Annotated in this window: 1 protein-coding gene; it reads left to right on the plus strand. The window is 62.8% G+C overall.

Going from position 1 to position 242, the window contains the following annotated elements; translation table 11 throughout:
• Positions 1–58: 58 nt before the first annotated feature.
• A partial coding sequence (locus SB754_RS22550) for a Sir2 family NAD-dependent protein deacetylase (RefSeq protein WP_410784501.1) occupies positions 59–242 on the plus strand: 184 nt, incomplete at its 3' end.

The following is a 242-nucleotide window of genomic DNA, read 5'->3' on the forward strand; positions in this document are numbered from 1 at the left end:
GTTCTTCACCGACTGTGGGGCAGAGGAGTGGGTTGCGGACTTCTCCCACTTGGAGTAAATCCCGCGCAAGTGCGAAGCCTGCAAAGCCATCGTCCGCCCCAGGGTCACCCTGTTCGACGAATGGCTACCCGAGGATGCCGTCGCCCGCCTGGAACACACCATGGCCCAAGGCCCGGACTTCGTCATGAGCATCGGCACCACCGCCGGATTTCCCTACATTGCCGCGCCGATGATTCACGCCG

It is taken from the genome of Leifsonia sp. SIMBA_070, assembly GCF_046534635.1.
GTDB lineage: Bacteria > Actinomycetota > Actinomycetes > Actinomycetales > Microbacteriaceae > Leifsonia.